Source organism: Streptomyces sp. NPDC102270 (genome assembly GCF_044766405.1).
In the GTDB taxonomy this organism is placed as follows: Bacteria; Actinomycetota; Actinomycetes; order Streptomycetales; family Streptomycetaceae; genus Streptomyces.
The window spans coordinates 244,236-259,672 of the sequence record NZ_JBIWLX010000001.1 but is presented as its reverse complement, the minus strand read 5'-3'; the positions used below and the strand labels follow the sequence as shown (position 1 = coordinate 259,672).

At 71.9% G+C, this 15,437-nt stretch carries 13 protein-coding genes; 7 read left to right on the top strand and 6 right to left on the bottom strand.

Features of this window, described 5'->3' with window-relative positions:
* Nucleotides 1-211 precede the first annotated feature (211 nt).
* Nucleotides 212-754 (bottom strand): CGNR zinc finger domain-containing protein, encoded by a 543-nt coding sequence (locus ACIRP7_RS01100; protein ID WP_403652161.1) that lies wholly within the window; start codon nucleotides 752-754, stop codon nucleotides 212-214.
* A gap of 122 nt (nucleotides 755-876) precedes the next feature.
* Here ACIRP7_RS01100 and ACIRP7_RS01095 point away from each other — a divergent pair, with 122 nt between their 5' ends.
* The 5 genes from ACIRP7_RS01095 (at nucleotide 877) to ACIRP7_RS01075 (ending at nucleotide 5,914) form a co-directional block, all read left to right on the top strand.
* Nucleotides 877-1,320, top strand: a complete 444-nt coding sequence (locus tag ACIRP7_RS01095; protein ID WP_403652159.1) for a VOC family protein — start codon at nucleotides 877-879, stop codon at nucleotides 1,318-1,320.
* Between the two features lie 11 nt (nucleotides 1,321-1,331).
* On the top strand, nucleotides 1,332-2,213 hold the full coding sequence (locus ACIRP7_RS01090) for a pyridoxamine 5'-phosphate oxidase family protein (protein WP_403652156.1): 882 nt from the start codon (nucleotides 1,332-1,334) through the stop codon (nucleotides 2,211-2,213).
* Between the two features lie 9 nt (nucleotides 2,214-2,222).
* Nucleotides 2,223-2,669, top strand: a complete 447-nt coding sequence (locus ACIRP7_RS01085; protein WP_403652153.1) for an NUDIX hydrolase — start codon at nucleotides 2,223-2,225, stop codon at nucleotides 2,667-2,669.
* Between the two features lie 231 nt (nucleotides 2,670-2,900).
* A complete protein-coding gene (locus ACIRP7_RS01080; RefSeq protein WP_403652150.1) occupies nucleotides 2,901-4,667 on the top strand; it encodes a TIGR03767 family metallophosphoesterase in 1,767 nt (588 codons plus the stop codon).
* A gap of 98 nt (nucleotides 4,668-4,765) precedes the next feature.
* Complete coding sequence (locus ACIRP7_RS01075) at nucleotides 4,766-5,914, top strand: serine hydrolase domain-containing protein (protein WP_403652147.1); 1,149 nt, start codon at nucleotides 4,766-4,768, stop codon at nucleotides 5,912-5,914.
* A gap of 89 nt (nucleotides 5,915-6,003) precedes the next feature.
* On the opposite strand, the gene ACIRP7_RS01070 is transcribed toward ACIRP7_RS01075, so the two are convergent.
* A complete protein-coding gene (locus ACIRP7_RS01070; protein ID WP_403652145.1) occupies nucleotides 6,004-7,062 on the bottom strand; it encodes a hypothetical protein in 1,059 nt (352 codons plus the stop codon).
* A gap of 206 nt (nucleotides 7,063-7,268) precedes the next feature.
* The gene (gene pepN / locus ACIRP7_RS01065; protein ID WP_403652142.1) at nucleotides 7,269-9,866 is read right to left on the bottom strand and encodes an aminopeptidase N; all 2,598 of its coding nucleotides are present in this window, start codon (nucleotides 9,864-9,866) and stop codon (nucleotides 7,269-7,271) included.
* Between the two features lie 138 nt (nucleotides 9,867-10,004).
* On the opposite strand from pepN, the gene ACIRP7_RS01060 reads away from it, so the two are divergent.
* On the top strand, nucleotides 10,005-10,667 hold the full coding sequence (locus tag ACIRP7_RS01060; RefSeq protein ID WP_403652139.1) for a DsbA family protein: 663 nt from the start codon (nucleotides 10,005-10,007) through the stop codon (nucleotides 10,665-10,667).
* On the opposite strand, the gene ACIRP7_RS01055 is transcribed toward ACIRP7_RS01060, so the two are convergent.
* From ACIRP7_RS01055 to ACIRP7_RS01045, 3 genes are all read right to left on the bottom strand, one after another.
* Nucleotides 10,668-10,874, bottom strand: coding sequence for a hypothetical protein (locus tag ACIRP7_RS01055; RefSeq protein WP_403652135.1), 207 nt, complete (start codon nucleotides 10,872-10,874; stop codon nucleotides 10,668-10,670).
* Nucleotides 10,875-11,366: 492 nt separating this feature from the next.
* The gene (locus tag ACIRP7_RS01050; RefSeq protein WP_403652132.1) at nucleotides 11,367-12,794 is read right to left on the bottom strand and encodes an FGGY family carbohydrate kinase; all 1,428 of its coding nucleotides are present in this window, start codon (nucleotides 12,792-12,794) and stop codon (nucleotides 11,367-11,369) included.
* Between the two features lie 18 nt (nucleotides 12,795-12,812).
* A complete protein-coding gene (locus ACIRP7_RS01045; protein WP_403652129.1) occupies nucleotides 12,813-13,856 on the bottom strand; it encodes a 2-hydroxyacid dehydrogenase in 1,044 nt (347 codons plus the stop codon).
* Nucleotides 13,857-13,953: 97 nt separating this feature from the next.
* Here ACIRP7_RS01045 and ACIRP7_RS01040 point away from each other — a divergent pair, with 97 nt between their 5' ends.
* Nucleotides 13,954-15,411 carry an FGGY-family carbohydrate kinase gene (locus ACIRP7_RS01040; RefSeq protein ID WP_403653011.1) on the top strand — a complete coding sequence of 486 codons (1,458 nt, stop codon included), beginning with the start codon at nucleotides 13,954-13,956 and terminating at the stop codon, nucleotides 15,409-15,411.
* Nucleotides 15,412-15,437 lie beyond the last annotated feature (26 nt).

The window sequence follows — 15,437 nt, the reverse complement described above, 5'->3', positions numbered from 1 at the left end:
GTGTGTGACCGGATCCGATCGGACCTGGCCACGGTGATCCGGAAGAAGACCCCGGATGACCGCACAGCTTTACGCATGGGAAGGATGTTTAGGGAGAGTTGACCGAATCGATATGGGTGTATGGGGAAAACCCGCGATGCCCTTTGGGGACATCGGTGAAGAGGCATGAGAAAGCGGGCAATTCACCCCATGGGCCCTTGGGGATGCCTTTTCAGGCGTCCTTCGTGCGCGCGTAATGCCGGGACGCCTTCGCCCGGTTGCCGCAGGTCGCCATCGAGCACCAGCGCCGGGTGCCGTTCCTCGACGTGTCGAGGAAGTGGAGTACGCACGAATCGTGGGCGCATGACCGGATCCGGTCCGGCGCGGTGCTCAGCAACTCCAGGTAGTCGCGGGCGGCGAGCCACCCGGGCCCCCAGGCGGGGTCGCTCAACTCCGGGTGCTCGACCGGGCCTTGGAGGGTGAGCGCAATCCTGATCCGCCCGTGCTCCAGCACGGCGTCGACCAGCGGTGCCCCCTCCTCCGGTGACCCGTCCACCGCCGTGCGCAGCGCCTCCCGGGCCTGCCGGACGTGTCGCAGCATCGCGGCGTCGGGGGTGTGACCGTCACTCAGTCCGGTCGAGTCGAGCCACACCGCGAGCCCGTCGACGTCGGTGAGGAGGTCCTGGAGGGTCCCCTCGCTCATCCACCGCGTGTTGAGCAGATCGAGCGCGAGCGGTTCGCCGGTGAGCGGGCGGGGATCGCGGGGGGCGGACATGCGGGGCTCCCTTCCGTGCTAACCACTCAAGCGTACGTGACTGGTTGCACCTCTTGCTTCTAACCTCTAAAGTCGATTACAAGGGTTAATCGTTCGGGTTACCCACGATGAAGGGGACAGTCGTGACCTTGCGCACCGGCCACATCGGCCTGAACGTCACCGACCTCGACCGCTCGCTCGCCTTCTACCGGGACGTCCTCGGCTTCACGCCCCTCGCCGAGGGCAAGGAGGAGGGCCGCCGGTACGCCTTCCTCGGCGACGGCGACACTCTCGTTCTGACCCTCTGGCAGCAGGCGGAGCAGCCGTACGGATCCGACCGTGCGGGCCTGCATCACCTCGCCCTGGAGGCGGACTCGATCGACCGCGTCAGGGAGTACGAGGAGGCGCTGCGGGCGTACGGGGCGGATTTCGCCCACGAGGGTGTGGTCGCCCACCGCGAGGGCGCCGGGTCGGGCGGCATCTTCTTCCACGACCCCGACGGCACCCGCCTGGAGATCTTTGTGCCGAGCGGTGCCGAGGACGCGCCGGCACCCTCCGGTACGGCCCCGACCTGCGGGTTCTTCTAGCCGTGGGAGCCATGGGGATCTATCACGCGGGCTCGCGGGCCGTGCAGGACCGGGTGGGAGTGCGCGAGCAGGCGGATCACGTGGGCCGCTCGGTCGGCCGGGGCATCCGGGAGGTCGCCGCGGCCTTCCTGGAGCTCCAGCCCCTGCTGGTCGCCGGTGCCGCGGACCCCTCGACGGGCCGGGTCTGGGCGTCCCCGCTCACGGGGGAACCGGGCTTCGTCAGGGCGACGGGCCCGGACCGCGTCTCGGTCGCGGGCGGATGGCTCCCGTCCGACCCCCTCGCGACGGCCTTCACCACCCCCGGCACCCCTGTCGGCACGATCGCCCTCGACCCCCGCACCCGCCGCCGGATGCGCCTCAACGGCCGACTCGGGCCCACGGCACGGGGGTTCGCGATCGAGGCCGACCAGGTGTTCTCCAACTGCCCGAAGTACCTGCAGAAGAGGCAGGCGTACGAGATCGTCGCGGACCGGCACCGGGGCGCCGCGCGGCACGGCAGTGAACTGACCTCCGAGCAGGCGGAGTTCGTGTCGGCGGCCGACACCTTCTTCCTGGCCTCCGTGCACGAGGGCGGCGCCGATGTCAGCCACCGGGGCGGCAACCCCGGCTTCGTGCGCGTCGTTTCACCGGGCGAGCTCAGCTGGCGCGACTACCCGGGCAACTCGATGTTCCTCACCCTGGGCAACCTCACCGCGGACCCCCGGGCCGGCCTGCTGTTCCTCGACTGGACGACCGGCACGACCCTCCAGCTGACCGGGGAGGCGACCACCGAGTTCGGCCCGGAGCGCAGGGTCCGCTTCACCGTACGGGGGGCCGTCGAGACCCCGTCGGCGCTTCCCCTGCGCTGGTCCGCACCCGAATACTCACCGGCCAATCCGGACCCGGCGGACTAACTTGCCCGTATGCGCGAGAAACTGAGGGTGGCGGCCTACGCCATATGCGTCCGCGACGGACAGGTCCTTCTCGCCCGGTGGCTCAACGACGGCAGCCCGGCGTGGACGCTGCCCGGCGGCGGCATGGAGCACGGCGAGGACCCCTACGACACCGTCCTGCGGGAGGTGGCGGAGGAGACCGGCTACCACGTCGAGGTCACCGGAATGCTCGGGGTGCGGTCGGTGCGCTTCCCGTCCCGGCGGCGCTTCGGCCGCACCGTCGACCAGCACAATGTGGGGCTCATGTACGAAGCCCGGGTCACCGGAGGGGAGCTGCGCTTCGAGGTCGGCGGCTCCACGGACATGGCCGCGTGGCACGACCTGGACGCGGTACCCGCGCTGGAACGAGTGCCCATGGTCGACTTCGGCCTACGGCTGTGGCGGGAGCGGCCGGTGTCCGGCCGGCCAGGGGAATAGGTGTCGTACCCCGCGAGATGAACACGGAGTGACCACCCCCGGGCCGTTCGGCGAGCGCTCCCGAACGCGCGGGGTGGGCCAAGATCCACGTACGGTGATCGGCGTTGCGCGTTGCCGTCTCGTTCACGCGCAGGCCATTCCCGGTGCCAAGCATCCAGAGCGAGCGGGAAATTCGCAGCAGTGACTCCCGCGACCACTGCCGACGCAGTTCGCACTCGGGGAGATCGCGCCATGTCGCGCACACGCTCTGTCGCCGGCGCCACGCCGGTGGTCCACCGCCGTACCGTCCTCGCCGCCGCGGGCGCGGCCGTCGTCTCCGCGGGCGTCGGCCACGCCCTGCGGCCCACCGACAGCCAGGCCGCCACGACCACCGGTGCCGCCGAGGCGCCGGTGGCCCAGGCCGTCCACCGGGCCGCCGCCCCGGTCCAGGTCCCCCTCGCCCCGTACACCCGCGGCACCACCGTCGCCTCCGTCGCCGCCCCGCGCACCGGCTCCGGCTACCGGCGCCTGGGCAACGGTCCCGGCTGGAGCCGCAAGGTGCGCTCCGACCTCGCCGCCCCGAAGACCGGGCGGGCCGGCCGCCGTACCGCGCTGGCCGCGTTCGTACAGCTCACCGACCTGCACCTGATGGACAGCCAGCACCCGATGCGCCTGGAGTACCTGCGCTCGACCGACGTGCACGCCTGGCGGCCCCAGGAGGCGCTGACCGTGCCGGGCGCGATCTCGCTCGTCGAACGGATCAACGCGCTGCGCGGCGCCCCCGCCACCGGCGCCCCGCTCCAGTTCGCCATGACGACCGGCGACAACACCGACAACAACTCCCGCACCGAACTCGACTGGTTCCTGACCGTCATGAGCGGCGGCCGGATCACCCCAAACTCCGGGGACCCGCGCCACTACGAGGGCGTCCAGAACAGCGGCCTCAAGCAGTACTGGCAGCCCGACTCGACCACCCGCGACGCCGACAAGCAGCTCGGCTTCCCACATCTGCACGGCTATCTCGCCGCCGCCATACGCCAGTTGAACAGCCCCGGCCTCACCATCCCCTGGTACTCCACGGTCGGCAACCACGACAGCCTGCCGCTCGGCTGCTACGGCCACGGAGACTCCTGGCTCGCCGAGTACGCCGTCGGCGGCAAGAAGCTCATGTCGCTGCCCGCGTCCGAGGCGAAGAAGCTCCAGGACCTGATCCGCAAGGCCTCCGACCCGCAGGGTCACGCCTTCCGCGACCTGCTCAAGGCGCACGCCCGCAGCATGCGCTCGGTCACCCCCGACGAGCGGCGCGCCCCCTACACCGCCCGCGACTACCTCACGGCCCACCTCGACCCCGCGCACCGGGGCGTGGGCCCGGTCGGCCACGGCTACTCCACCGCCAACCTCGACGCGGGCACCCAGTACTACAGCTTCCGCATCGCCGACGACGTCATCGGCATCAGCCTCGACACCACCGACCCGGGCGGCCACTACCAGGGCTCCATCGGCACCGGGCAACTGCGGTGGCTGGACCGGACGCTGCGGGAGAACAAGGACTCCTTCGCCGTCGTCTTCAGTCACCACACCAGCGACTCGATGGACAACACCCGCCCCGACCCGGCCCACCCCGGCGAGCGCCGGCACAACGGCCAGGAGGTCGTCGCCCTCCTCGCGAGCCACAGCAACGTCCTGGCCTGGGTCAACGGCCACATCCACCGCAATGTGATCACGCCGCACCGGGCCTCGGGCGGCCGTTCCTTCTGGGAGATCTCCACCGCCTCCCACATCGACTTCCCGCACCTTGCCCGGGTCGTCGAGCTGGCCGACAACAAGGACGGCACCATCTCGGTCTTCACCACCCTGGTCGAGTCCGCGGCCCCCCACCGCACCGACTTCGCCGACCTCTCCCAGACCGGCCTCGCGGCCCTCTACCGCGAACTGGCCTACAACGCCCCCGGTTCCAGCAACAAGCTCGGCGGCAGTGCGGGGGACCGGAACACCGAGCTGATCCTGAAGAAGGGCTGAAAACGGCTCAACCGGCCGTACCGCCTCAACCTTTCCCTCCCGGTCCGGGTCTCTCCCGCCGATCACGCTCGCCGAGCGTGTCCGGACAGGGGGAAGACATGACCGTACGTACGACCGTGGCGGTGGCGACGACGGCGGTGGCGCTCACGGCCGGCTTCGCCGCCCCGGCGATGGCGGCGCAGGCCACCGGAGCCACTGACAATCACCGCGCGACCCGGCAGGCCGTCCGCGCCGCTGTGAAGGACGGCGTGCCGGGGGTGACGCTCACCGCGAAGGACGGCCGGAGCACCTGGTCGACCACCGCCGGGGTCGGCAACCTCAGGACGCACGCTCCGCGTTCGGCCGACGACCGCTACCGCGTCGGCAGCATCACCAAGACCTTCGTCTCCACCGTGCTGCTCCAACTGGAGGCGGAGGGACGGCTGTCGCTCGACGACACGGTGGAGAAGTGGCTGCCCGGCGTGGTCCACGGCAACGGCCACGACGGCAGCCGGATCACCGTCCGGCAGCTTCTCAACCACACCAGCGGGATCTTCAACTACACCGCCGACGAGACGTTCGCGCGCACGTACTTCCTCAAGGACGGCTTTTTCGAGCACCGGTACGACCGTAAGACGCCCGGGGACCTGATCGCGATCGCCATGTCCCACAAGCCCGAGTTCGCGCCGGGCACCTCTTGGTCGTACTCGAACACGAACTACACCCTGGCCGCGCAGGTGATCGAGAAGGCCACGGGGCGGCCGTACGGTGAGGAGATCCGCTCCCGGGTGATCGAGCCCCTCGGTCTCACCGGCACCTCGGTGCCGGGCACCCGCGTCACCGTCCCGCAACCCAGCAGCCGCGCCTACTCCAAGCTCGCGGAGACGGCGACGGGGCCGACGTACGACGTCACCGAGTTGAACCCGGCACTGGCCTACGGCTCGGGCGAGATGATCTCCGACTCGGCCGACCTGGACCGCTTCTACACGGCCCTGCTGAAGGGCCGGCTGCTCCCGCCGAAGCAGCTGAAGGAGATGAAGACCACGGTGGCCATCGAGGGCCTCCCGAACGCCGGCTACGGCCTCGCTCTCATCGACCGCGAGCTCAGCTGCGGGGTCCACGTCTGGGGCCACGACGGCGGCATCCACGGCTCGACCTCCGTGGCCGTGACCACCGCCGACGGCAAGCACTCCCTCGCCTTCAACTTCAACGGCGACTGGTCGGGGGACACCGACGCGGTGATCGACGCGGAGTTCTGCGGCGAGTAGCCGCCCGGCCCCACGGCACGAGGAGGGGCCCCGGCTCCCCTCGTGCCGTGACCCCTCCTCCCCCCTCCTGGTCCCGCCCCGGTCCGTCGCTACCGGGGCAGCACCACGACATAGGCGGCGGGATCCCGGTCGCCGGAGGCCATCAGGGCGGTACGGATCACCGTCGCCTGCTGGTCCATCGCGTCCCGGAGTTTGCGCGGGGTGATGTGGACGACCGTGATGCCGAGCCGCTCCAGGTGCTCGCGCTTGCGGGCGTACTCGGACCAGAGCGCGTCGTCGTCCTCCCGGTGACCCTGGCGAGGTGCCCGGGTGTCCAGCTCCACCGCGACCGCCTGCTCCGGCCAGTACGCGTCCAGGCCGCCCAGGTGGGGGCCGCCCGGCAGCCTCAGGTCGACGTTCCACACCGGGTCGGGGAGGCCGTACTCCTGGACCATGCGGTACAGACGGTCCTCCGCGATGGCACGGCCCTCGGCGAGCAGGGAGTCCACCGCGTCCACCACGTGCGGGCGGCTCAGCAGCTTGGCATTGCTCAACTCCCGCACGACCGCGGCCGGTTCGCAGTGGCCGCCGCGTACCGCCTCGGTGAGGAGCCGGCGCACCGCGCCCGCGTCCGTGAGCTCGGTGACCGCGTCGGCGAGGGCGCGCGGCACCGGGGCGACCGGGACGCCGGTGACCTGTTCGGCGGCGGGGAGCGCCGAGGTGCGGACGATCCGCGTGCCGCCCGCCGAGCGCAGCCGGCGCATCCTCGGGACCAGGACGTCGATCCGGTCCAGGGAGGGCAGCGGCGGGGTCGAGCTGAAGCCGTGCAGCGTCAGCGCCGCGAGGCCGGTGATCATCGCGTCCGCGTACACCGGGCGGTGCGGCTCCTCCGCACCCGGCTGCGTCGGGACCCCGGCGGTCTGCTCCCGTGCCGCGTACATCAGCACCGCGTGCAGCCGCTCCTCGCTGGTCGGCGGGCCCGGGTGGAGCAGGAAGACGCCCGGGAGGATCTGCTGCCAGGGGCCGCCGGGCCGGCACTGCTCGTTGGCCTCGGCGGCCGAGACGCCGGTCGTGCGCAGCCGGCCGGCCGTCACGACACGGCGGTGCACCTCGGAGAGGTGACGCAGGGGGCGGGGGGAGAGCGGGGGGACCGGGGTGTTGTGGTTCATGCGACGGAGATTCCCGCCTTCGGACCGCCCGATAACCGCTGTTACACGCCTGTCGACAAATGCGGACAAGGTAGTCCTAAAGGACGGGTGTTCGGGTGCCGAGTAGGGACCGAAAACCCCTGGTCCATTCGGGTAGGCCCAGGGGTTACGGCTCCTATTGACCGTATTTCGTAACGGCTACCAGGCGCCCAAGCTCAGGCCAAAGGTCACTCGGTGTTGACGGTGTTGACGGCCTGCGCGTCGCACTCCTGCCCCCGCAGCGCCCGCGCCAGATCGTCCCGCCCCTCCAGCACCAGCCTGCGCAGCGCCGGCGCCGCGTTCTCGTGCGCCGCCAGCCACGCGTCGGCCGCGTCCAGCGTCGCCCGCGAGTCCTGGAGGGAGGGGAACAGCCCGGAGACGACGTTCATCGCGATCTGGATCGAGCGGTCCTGCCAGATCCGCTCGAGCACCGCGAAGTACTTCTCCGTGTAGGGCGCGAGCAGCTCCCGCTGGGCCGGCTGCCGCCAGCCCGCGATCGTCGCCTCGGCCAGCGCGTTGGACAGCGCGTCCGACTCCACGATCTGCGCCCAGCCCTGTGCCTTCACCGCCGCCGACGGACGCGCGGCCAGGCAGCGCACCTGATGGCGCTTGCCGGACGCGGTGTCGTCCCGGGCCAGTTCGGCCTCCAGCGCCTTCTCGTCGGCGAACCCGTGCACGACGAGCGGCTCCAGGAACGCCCACCGCAGCTCCTGGTCGACCTTCAGACCCGGCACGGTCGTCGTGCCGTCAAGCAGCCCCTGCAACATGTCGAAGCCGCCCGGGTCCTCGGCCGTGCGGGCGAAGAAGCGCGCCCACGCCAGCTGGGGCTCGCTGCCCGGCTCGGCCCGCTCCAGCAGCTCGCGCTCGGCACATTCGGCGAGCAGTGCCGCGCCGCGCGGACGCCAGTCGGGGGCCGCGTAGTGCGTGACCGCACCGTCGGCCCAGGCGTGCAGCATCTGCAGCACCCCGATGTCCGACTCGCGCCCCGCGAACCGCGTCACCAGCTCCACGAAGTCCCGCGCGGGCAGCAGCGCGTCCCGGGTCATGTTCCACAGCGCCGACCAGCACAGGGCGCGGGCGAGCGGGTCGGCGAGGTCACCGAGTCCCGCCTTCAGGGTCTCCAGGGAGCCCGCGTCGAAGCGGGTCTTGCAGTACGTCAGGTCGTCGTCGTTGACCAGCACGAGCTCCGGCGCCTCGGCACCGGCCAGCTCCGTCACGACCGTACGCGGGCCGTCGACGTCCACCTCGGCGCGCGCGTACCGCTCCAGCGCGCCCCCGCCGGAGCGCCGGTACAGGCCCACCGCCACCCGGTGCGGCCGCAGCTCCGGGTGCGACTCCGCCGCCTCCTGCACGACCGCCAGCTCGTCGACCCGGCCCTCGGCGTTCAACAGCACCTGGGGAGTCAGGGAGTTGACCCCGGCCGTCTGGAGCCAGGACCGCGACCACGCGCCCATGTCCCGCCCGCTGGTCTCCTCCAGCACCGACAGCAGATCGCCCAGGCGCGTGTTGCCGTACGCGTGCCGCTTGAAGTAGCGCCGCGCGCCCTCCAGGAACGCGTCCTGGCCGACGTAGGCGACGAGCTGCTTCAGTACGGAGGCGCCCTTGGCGTAGGTGATGCCGTCGAAGTTGAGCTTGGCGTCCTGCAGGTCGCGGATGTCGGCGGTGATGGGGTGCGTGGAGGGCAGCTGGTCGGCGCGGTAGGCCCAGGCCTTGCGACGGTTGGCGAAGGTGATCCAGGCGTCGGTGAAGCGGGTCGCGCCGACGTTGGCGAAGGTGCCCATGAAGTCCGCGAAGGACTCCTTCAACCACAGGTCGTCCCACCACACCATGGTGACCAGGTCGCCGAACCACATGTGGGCCATCTCGTGCAGGATGACGTTGGCCCGGCCCTCGTAGGACGCCTGGGTCACCTTGCCCCGGAAGATGAACTCCTCGCGGAAGGTCACGAGCCCCGGGTTCTCCATCGCGCCGAGGTTGTACTCGGGCACGAACGCCTGGTCGTACTTCCCGAAGGGGTACGGGTAGTCGAAGTGCTCGTGGAAGAAGTCCAGGCCCTGCTTGGTGACGAGGAACACGTCGTCGGAGTCGAAGTGGGGGGCGAGCCCCTTGCGGCACAGGGCGCCGAGGGGGATCTCCAGCCGGGTGCCGTCCTCGAGGACGCGCTCGTAGGAGTCCGTCACGTAGTGGTACGGCCCCGCCACCACACACGTGATGTACGTCGAGATCGGCTTGGTCTCCGCGAACCGCCAGACGCCGTCGCTCTGCGAGCCGACCCCGTTGCTCCACACCGTCCATCCTTCGGGCGCCCGCACCTCGAAGCGGAAGGGCGCCTTGAGGTCCGGCTGCTCGAAGTTGGCGAAGACGCGGCGGGAGTCGGCCGGCTCGTACTGCGTGTAGAGGTAGACCTCGCCGTCCTCGGGGTCGACGAAGCGGTGCATGCCCTCGCCGGTGCGGGAGTAGGCGCACTGGGCGTCGACGACCAGTTCGTTGTCGGCGGCCAGGTCCTCCAGGACGATCCGGGAGCCGTCGAAGACCTCACCGGGATCGAGGTCCCGGCCGTTCAGCGAGAGGGCCGTGACGCTCGGCGCGATGAGGTCCGCGAAGCTCGTGCCCCCCGGCTCGTTGCACCGGAAGCGGATCGTGGTCACCGACCGGAAGGTGCGCGGACCGTCCCCGGCCTGGTCACCGACCGCCGAGCGCAGGTCGAGGGACACCTCGTACCCGTCGACGGACAGCAGGGCGGCCCGCTCCCGGGCCTCGTCACGGGACAGATTCTCACCGGGCACGGGCGATGCTCCCTCGGGTGGTGTTCAGCATGCGGACAGGCCCGATCCTGCCATGCGCTCCTGACATCGGTCAGCCGGGAATGGGGTGGGCGACGAGCGGTGTTGGGGGTTGGAGCGAACACTTTTCTTAGGAGACCCATGTCCGAGACCTCGAACGCCTCCGCCAAGACCCCCGTCGACTTCTGGTTCGACCCGCTGTGCCCCTGGGCCTGGATGACCTCCCGCTGGGTCCTGGAGGTGGAGAAGGTCCGGGACATCGAGGTGCGCTGGCACATCATGAGCCTGGCGGTGCTCAACGAGGACAAGATCGACCAGCTGCCCGAGGAGTACCGGGACATGCTGGCGACCAAGGCGTGGAAGCCGGTCCGGGTGGTCACCGCGGCCTGGCAGAAGCACGGCGCCGATGTCCTCGGCCCGCTCTACACCGCGCTCGGCACCCGCTTCCACAACCAGGGCGAGGGCCCGACCGTCGAGGCCATCGCCGCCGCGCTCGACGAGGTGGGCCTGCCGGCCGACCTCATCGACTACGCGGACCAGGAGGACTTCGAGTTCGACGCCGAGCTGCGCGCCTCCCACAAGGAGGGCATCGAGAAGGTCGGCCAGGAGGTCGGTACCCCGGTGATCGCGGTCCCCGGTGCGGACGGCGAGCAGATCGCCTTCTTCGGCCCGGTCGTCACGCCGGCCCCCAAGGGCGAGGACGCGGCGCGGCTGTGGGACGGCACGCTGGCGGTCGCCTCGGTACCGGGCTTCTACGAGCTCAAGCGCACGCGTACGAAGGGCCCGGACTTCAGCAACCTGTGATCACTTCTGCGGCTCGGGGAAGGTGCCGCCGTCGTTCACGTCACCGAGCCGCTGGTATCGCCGGCAGCTCCCGCGTGAGCAGCGGTAGTACGCGTGCAGGCCGGTCCACTTCGGCTTGTTGGCCCGGACGTATGCCCTCTCCTTCTCGTCCCTGAGCGGTTCGAACTCCTCGGACGAGCGGCAGTTCGGGCACGGCATCTTCGGCATGTGACCCTCCACTGGCCAGAGGCCGACCGCCTCGACCCCGCGAGAGCAGGCCCTCGCGGGGCCAAGGCATCAGCCCGGAATCGGTCCCGCCGCACCATCGGCGGAACCGGGCGTTGCTCCGACCCTCCTGACATCGCCGGGGCCGGCCTTGTTCTGAGTTCCTTGAGTGACGAGCGCCGGACTCGCTCCGGGTTTCTTCGCGTTGCCGGGGCCTGGGCTGCTTCGAGCCTCCTCGCGTCGCCGGGGGGCCCACTTCAGGTCTCGTCGTAGCGCCAGCGCCAGGCCGCTCCGAGGCTCCTCGCATCGCCGGTGCCCTTCTGCGCGGAGCCTGCTCACATCGCCGGTGCCCGTCTGCGCGGAGCCGGGCTGCTTCGAGCCCCTCCCGTCGCCGGGCTCAGGCCGCTCCTAGCCTCCTCGCATCGCCGGTGCCCGTCCGCTCGGAGCCTGCTCGCGTTGTCGGCACACCGGCGTGCTCCGGGCCCTTTCACAGCGTCACCGCCTCGCTCGTCCCCGAGCCTCCTTCAGCCGGCCCAGGTGCTCCTCGTACCGCTTGGAGTAGTACGCGGAACGCCCCGGATCCGGCTCGACGATCGCCGTGGGTTCGGTCCAGGCACCCGTGTCCAGAGAGACCCCGTGACGCTCTGCTGCCGCCAGCACCGCTCCACGGGCCCCCACCTCCCCCTCGACAACCCGCAACGGCCGCCCCAGCACATCCGCCAGCAACTGCATCCACGCGGGGCTTCGGGTCCCTCCGCCGCACACCGCGAGCGACCCCGTCAGCCCGGCCGCCTCCAGACAGTGCCGGGCCGCGTAGCCGATCCCCTCGCAGGTCGCCCGGATCAGGTCGGCCTTGGTCGTCTCCAGGGAGACACCGCTGAGTTCGGCCCGCAGATGGGGCTCGACGAAGGGGGCCCGCTCCCCGGAGGGAGCGAAGTACGGCAGCACCCGGACCCCGTGCGCCCCCGGCGCGGTCGCCGCCAGCAGGTCGTCCACCTCGGCGTGGGTGACGCCGGTCGTCGACAGCACCCAGTCCAGCGCCGCCGTCCCCACCATCGCCGGCATCGCCCGCAGCCGGTGCCCGGGCCGGTCGGTGGAGATGTACAGCCCGGCCGGCTCCCCGGTCAGGTCCAGCTCGGTCGTGGCGACCAGCGCGGCGAGACACGTGCCCACGATCAGCAGCCCGTCCCCCGGCGACACCACCCCCGCGCCCAGCGCGCAGGCCGGCAGGTCGTACGGCCCGTTCGTCAGCCGTGTCCCGGACGGCAGCCCCTCACCCCGCGCCTCGCCCGTGGCGATCGGATCGCCGACGGACGCGAGCAGCCGCCGCCGACGGGTGAGCCCCAGCAGCTCCACCACCCGGTTGTCGTACGTCCGGGTCCGCGGGTCGAGGAACGGCATGGACGCGTCCGACACGTCCGTCGTCGCCCGCGCGGCCCCCGTGAGCCGCTGGAAGACCATGTCCTTGCAGTACACGGCGGCCCCGGCGGCGTCCAGGGACTTCGGGTCGTACCGGTCCAGCCAGGCCAGCAACGGCCCCGGCGAGCCCGGGAACATCGCGCCGCCGGTCCGCCGGAACACCGTCTCGAAGGTGCCGTCCGCGAGCCACTGGTCGAGCAGTTCGTGCGCCCGCCCGTCCATCCAGGACAGCGCCGACCGCACCGGCCGCCCTTCCCCGTCGACCAGCCACACCCCGTCGCCCTGTCCGGTCAGCCCGGCCAGCTCCACCGGCTCCGGCACCCGCCCGGTCAGCGTGCCGAGGACGTCGACGACGGCGTCGTAGATCTCGTCCATGTCCTGCTCGACGTACCCGCCGTGCAGGGAGAGCTCCACCGGGCGCGACTCGACGGCCAGTTGACGGCCCTCGGCGTCGAAGGCGGCGGCCTTGACGACGGACGTGCCCACATCGATACCGACGTACATGAAGAAAACCCTCCTAGGTCACGTCAAGCAGTGCGCCAACCGCTCCCCCCGCGCCCAGCGGCCCACCTCCTCCGCCGCGATCCTCGCCGCCTTCTCGGCCACCGCGCGGCTCGCCCCGCCGAGGTGCGGGGTCAACACGACCCGGTCGGCCAGGGCGCGCAGGCGGGAGTCCTGGGGCAGCGGTTCGTGCTCGTAGGTGTCGAGGGCGGCCGCGGACACCCGGCCGGCTTCGAGGGCGTCGCACAGCGCGGACTCGTCGATAAGCGGGCCGCGGGCCACGTTCACCACGACCGCCCCCTCCGGCAGCAGCGCCAGCTCGCGGGCGCCGATCAGACCGCGGGTCTCGGCGGTGAGACGGGCGTGCAGGGTGATCACCCGGGAGCGGGTGAGGAGCTGGTCGAGGGAGGACACGCGCAGGCCGTGGATCTCGCCGCGCACATAGGGGTCGTACACCATCACCTGGGCACCGAAGGCGCACAGCACGCGCGCGACCCGGCTGCCGACGGCGCCGTAGCCGACGAGTCCGACCGGCAGGTCCTCCAGCTCCAGGCCGCTGTGCTCGTACGTGTAGTAGGCGGCGCCGCCCTCCCAACTGCCCTGTCCGGCCAGCAGGTCGTGCGCCTGCGGGATGCGGCGCACGGCGGCGAGCAGCATGCCGACGGTGAACTCGGCGGTGGCGGCGGCATTGCGGCCGGGCGCGAAGCACACCCGTACGTCACGGGCCTTGGCCGCGTCGAGGTTCACGTTGACCGGGCCGCCCCGGCACACGACGACCAGCCGCAGGCTGTCGGCGGCGTTCAACACCCGCTCGGTGACCGGGCCCATCTGGGTGACGAGGACCTCCGCGCCGTCCAGCGCCTCGATCAGCTCGTCCTCGGCGTCGCTCGCCTCCACCACCTCCGCCACGGGCCCGAAGGGTTCCAGGGGCCAGCCGAGCGTCAGCTCCTTCGTCCGGGCGGCGATGCCGCCCAGCTCGGCCTCGACGGCCCCGGCGATCAGCCCCGGCAGTACGAAGTGGTCGCCGGCCGCCACGACACGTACGGGATCGGTCCTCTGGGTCATCGTCGACCTCCGAGTCGTCGCTTCACTGAGACGATGTTGAGCCGCGGATCCCGGGTACGCATAGACCCCGTGCGGGTGGGAGGTCCCGATGACCGGTATGACTGACGAGAACGAGACGGCGTGGCTGGGGATCGACCTCGGCACGCAGAGCGTGCGGGTGCTGGCGGTCACGGCCGACGGGACCGTGCTGGGCCAGGGCTCCGCCCCGCTCGGCGGCCGGCGTGAGGGCGTGCGGCACGAACAGGATCCGGAGCAGTGGTGGGACGCCGTGCGTACGGCGTCCCGGTCCGCGCTGCTCACTCTGACGGGCGTACGGATCGGCGGTCTCGCGGTGTGCGGGACGTCGGGGACGGTCCTGCTGACGGACGCGGAGGGCCGGCCGACGAGCCCGGCGCTCATGTACGACGACGCACGCGCGGCGGGTGAGGCGGCCGGACTGCGGGAGGCGGGGCTCGCGGTCCAGGACACGTGGGCGCTGCCGAAGGCGCTGTGGCTCGCCGGTGCGCAGGGGAAGGGCCGGGTCACCCACCAGCCCGATGTCGTCACCGCGCGCCTGACCGGCGGGCCGGTGCCCACCGACTCCAGCCACGCGCTCAAGACGGGCTACGACGTCGAGCGCGGCGCCTGGCCGGATGTCGCCCTGGACCTACCCGAGGTCGTCCTGCCCGGCACCCGGCTCGGCGAGGTCTGCGCGGCCGCCGCGGAAGCGACCGGCATCCCCGTCGGCACGCCCGTCGTCGCCGGGATGACCGACGGCTGCGCGGCCCAGATCGCCGCGGGCGCCCTGCGGCACGGGTCGTGGAACTCGGTACTCGGCACCACCCTCGTGCTGAAGGGGGCCACCCCGGACCCGGTCCGGGACCCGACCGGCGTGGTCTACAACCACCGTGCGCCGGGCGGCACCTGGCTGCCCGGCGGGGCGTCGAGCGTGGGCGCGGGGGCGCTTCCGGCGGACGCCGACCCCGTCGCGATGGACGAGCGCGCGGCCGCGTTCGAGCCGTCCGGCACGGTGGCCTACCCGTTGGTGTCACGGGGGGAGCGGTTCCCCTTCCTCGCCCCGGACGCCACCGCGTTCCAGCTCGGCACCCCCGCCGACGATGCCGACCGCTGGGCCGGGCTCCTGCAGGGCGTCGGGTTCGCGGAACGCCTCTGCCTCGACTACCTGCACCACCTGGGCGCCCCGCTCGACGGCCCCCTCACCTTCACCGGCGGCGCGGCCCGCAGCCCGTACTGGAACCAGCTCCGCGCCGACATCCTCGGCCGCCCGGCCCGCGTACCCGAACAGACCGAACCGGCCCTGGGCATGGCCGCGTTGGCGCTGCACGGCACGACCGGCACCCCTTTGGCGGAGGCCGCCGAGCACATGGTCCGCATCCGCACGGTCGTGGACCCGCGCCCGGGCCGTACGGCCCTCTTCGCCGAGCCCTACGCCCGCCTCGTCGACGAACTCACCGATCGCGGCTGGCTCCCCGCACCGGTGGCGGCGCACGCGCACAGCCGACTGGACCGGGACGCCCGCCGGTGCTCCCACCCACCCAGGGGAGCGGGGCTGTGACATCAGCGGCTCCGCCGCGGGGCGCG

Excerpts from the sequence above, each read along its gene's own strand:
- ACIRP7_RS01100 (WP_403652161.1), bottom strand. The coding sequence starts at position 754 with ATGTCCGCCCCCCGCGATCCCCGCCCGCTCACCGGCGAACCGCTCGCG.
- ACIRP7_RS01090 (WP_403652156.1), top strand. The coding sequence starts at position 1,332 with ATGGGGATCTATCACGCGGGCTCGCGGGCCGTGCAGGACCGGGTGGGA.
- ACIRP7_RS01085 (WP_403652153.1), top strand. The coding sequence starts at position 2,223 with ATGCGCGAGAAACTGAGGGTGGCGGCCTACGCCATATGCGTCCGCGAC.
- ACIRP7_RS01080 (WP_403652150.1), top strand. The coding sequence starts at position 2,901 with ATGTCGCGCACACGCTCTGTCGCCGGCGCCACGCCGGTGGTCCACCGC.
- ACIRP7_RS01075 (WP_403652147.1), top strand. The coding sequence starts at position 4,766 with ATGACCGTACGTACGACCGTGGCGGTGGCGACGACGGCGGTGGCGCTC.
- ACIRP7_RS01070 (WP_403652145.1), bottom strand. The coding sequence starts at position 7,062 with ATGAACCACAACACCCCGGTCCCCCCGCTCTCCCCCCGCCCCCTGCGT.
- ACIRP7_RS01060 (WP_403652139.1), top strand. The coding sequence starts at position 10,005 with ATGTCCGAGACCTCGAACGCCTCCGCCAAGACCCCCGTCGACTTCTGG.
- ACIRP7_RS01055 (WP_403652135.1), bottom strand. The coding sequence starts at position 10,874 with ATGCCGAAGATGCCGTGCCCGAACTGCCGCTCGTCCGAGGAGTTCGAA.
- ACIRP7_RS01050 (WP_403652132.1), bottom strand. The coding sequence starts at position 12,794 with ATGTACGTCGGTATCGATGTGGGCACGTCCGTCGTCAAGGCCGCCGCC.
- ACIRP7_RS01045 (WP_403652129.1), bottom strand. The coding sequence starts at position 13,856 with ATGACCCAGAGGACCGATCCCGTACGTGTCGTGGCGGCCGGCGACCAC.
- ACIRP7_RS01040 (WP_403653011.1), top strand. The coding sequence starts at position 13,954 with ATGACTGACGAGAACGAGACGGCGTGGCTGGGGATCGACCTCGGCACG.